At 60.4% G+C, this 2,604-nt stretch carries 2 protein-coding genes; both read right to left on the bottom strand.

Translation table 11 applies throughout. The features are described from left to right. Positions 1 to 374: 374 nt before the first annotated feature. Entirely contained in the window at positions 375 to 1,568 is a 1,194-nt protein-coding gene (locus tag C8N45_RS22880; RefSeq protein WP_108389364.1) for an IS91 family transposase, read from the bottom strand. 10 nt (positions 1,569 to 1,578) lie between these two features. Beyond that, positions 1,579 to 2,466, bottom strand: coding sequence for a tyrosine-type recombinase/integrase (locus C8N45_RS22875; RefSeq protein ID WP_108389362.1), 888 nt, complete (start codon positions 2,464 to 2,466; stop codon positions 1,579 to 1,581). Between the last annotated feature and the right edge of the window lie 138 nt (positions 2,467 to 2,604).

The following is a 2,604-nucleotide window of genomic DNA, read 5'->3' as shown; positions in this document are numbered from 1 at the left end:
AGCAGACCTCTATGCAATCTGCAGCGAAGGTCTCCTATGATGAAGATTTTCTGATGCGGGCCAGGGTGTGAGGTTTTGGCTTGGCTCGACTGTGGCCCGCGTTGGAAAATCTCTCAGGGAGGAAGCCGCGGGGGTTGGCGGTGTCTATGGGAAAAGTGTGCTGCCGGTTGGATCTGATGCTGCCGCGGATGCGTTGGTGTGGGGATTGAAGACGGTCGTTTTCACTTTCCACCGGAGTGTTTGCCTTGGGTTTACCCCGGGTTGCTGGCGGTTTGCGCCTTTTACGCGACTTCCCGGTTCGCTGCGCACAAAGGGGTTTGATCGGTTTGGCTGAGCCAACCGGTCTGCAATGGATGGGATGAACGGGTACTCGGTCATGCGGCCTGTTCCCTTGGTGGAGCGCGGGATCGGGGAACCTGGCCACGCCGGAACGTTTCAATGATGCGCATCGAGCCACCGCAACAGGGGCACGGCTCGCGCAGGGTAAGTGGTGCTGGATCACCCTCGGGCGGAGGTTCTTGCTCTGGTGTGCTTGCCCCGATCAGGAAGCGGACCTTTGCGATATTGACCTTGCGCCGTGCCGAAGCCAGCAGGCCGTAGTGGCGGATGCGGTGAAAGCCATCGGGCAGGACATGCATCAGGAACCGGCGGATGAACTCGTTTGTGTCGAGCCGCATGACCTTCATGCGGTCACCTCGTTTGATGCGGTAGTCCTTCCATCGGAATGACACGGTGTCGGCACTGGCACTGACGAGGCGCTGGTTCGAGATCGCGACACGGTGCGTGTATCGGCTGAGATAGGCCAGTACCGCTTTGGGTCCGCCGAAGGGCGGTTTGGCATAGACCACCCATTCTGTTTTGCGCAACGGAGTGAGATAGGCGGCAAAGGCCCTCGCATCTGATAGCCCGTTCAGGTTGCCGAAGAAGGCAAGCTGCCCGGTCCGATGCAGCGCCATCAGCCCTTCGATAAACAAGCGTCGGAACAACCGAGACAACACTCGGACATGCAGGAAGAAGCCCGGTTTGGAAGCGACCCACCTTGTGCCGTCAGGTGATAATCCTCCACCGGGTACGATCATGTGGATATGCGGATGATGCGTGAGCGCTGATCCCCAGGTGTGCAACACGCTGGTCATGCCGACGCGGGCGCCGAGACACTTGGGATCACCAGCGATGGTCACGACCGTCTCAGCCGAGGTCTTGAACAAAAGTCCGTAGACCGCCCGCTTGTTCCATAGGGCGATCCGCGCGATCTCTGCTGGCAGGGTGAAGACCACGTGGAAGTACTCGACCGGCAGCAAGTCTTCGGCCCGCGCCCCCATCCAGTCGCGCGCGGCTGGACCTTGACACTTCGGGCAATGCCGGTTCTTGCACGAGTTATACGCGATATGCTGGTGGCCGCATTTGGAGCAGGCCGCCACATGCCCGCCGAGTGCCTCAGTCCGGCAGGCTTCGATGGCGGACATCACCTTGAGCTGGCTCAGACTGACATGCCCGGCATTGGCTCGCCGCCACGCGGGGCCGTATCTGCGGAATATGTCAGCAACCTCCAGCCTTGCACGGGGCAAGGCCCGCGTCTCACCTCGGTCGCTTGTTACGGGCCCGCAGGTTCAATTGCTTGAGGGCATCGAACGGGCTGGCTGTGTCCCGGATCATCTTGGTGGCGACTTTGGTATATTGGGCGGTGGTCGTCAGTTTGGCATGACCCAACAGCACCTGGATGACCCGTACATCCGTCCCCGCTTCTAAAAGATGCGTGGCAAAGCTGTGCCGCAGCGTGTGCAGCGTCGCGGGCTTGTTGATCCCGGCCATGCGTTTGGCCGAGGTGAAAGCGCGGTTTAGCTGACGTGGCGAGATCGGGTTGATCTTCGGCTTGCCTGGAAACAGCCATCCCTCGGGCCGGGCCTCGCACCAGTAGTCCCGCAGAAGATCGAGCAGATCGGGCGACAGCATGACCTTGCGATCCTTCCGCCCTTTGCCCTGCACGACATGGATAAGCATCCGGTCGCTATCAATATCGCCGGTGGTGAGATTGCAAACCTCGGAAGCTCTCAAACCTGCACCGTAGGAAATGCTGAGCGCGGCGCGGTACTTGAGCCCGGGTCCGGGTGCCACCGCCAGAAGCTCGGAAACTTCCTCGGCGCTGAGCACTGCGGGCAGTTTGCGCGGCTGCGTGCGGAACTGCATGTATCGCTTCATCTCCTCGCGACCACAGGTCATCGAGAAAAAGAAGCGCAGGGCGGTAATGCGCGCGTTGTAGACCGAGGGCGTGACCCCGGCATCCGTCATGTGAAGCTGATACGCGCGCAGCTCTTCCGTCGTCGCCGTATCGGGCGAGCGCCCCAGAAACTCGGCGAAATCCTTCACCGCACGGATATGCGCTCGTTGAGATTCCTGCCCCAGACCCCGAATGCGCATATCCTCGATCATCCGCTCCCGAAGCGGTGTTGTTCTCTCCTCTGTCATTGGAACCTCCTGTGTCGACTGAGAAAGCCTCAATCGTCAGACAGGTTCGTCAGTTCACAAAATGCGCGACGTCAGGAACAATGCGAAACATCAGCCACAAGCGCCATTGCCGCGCGAGCGGCTTCGTCCATGAGCCCA

The sequence above is a fragment of the Yoonia sediminilitoris genome (genome assembly GCF_003058085.1).
In the GTDB taxonomy this organism is placed as follows: Bacteria; Pseudomonadota; Alphaproteobacteria; order Rhodobacterales; family Rhodobacteraceae; genus Yoonia; species Yoonia sediminilitoris.
The sequence above is the reverse complement of the archived record's forward strand: the minus strand, read 5'-3'. Positions and strand labels throughout refer to the sequence as shown.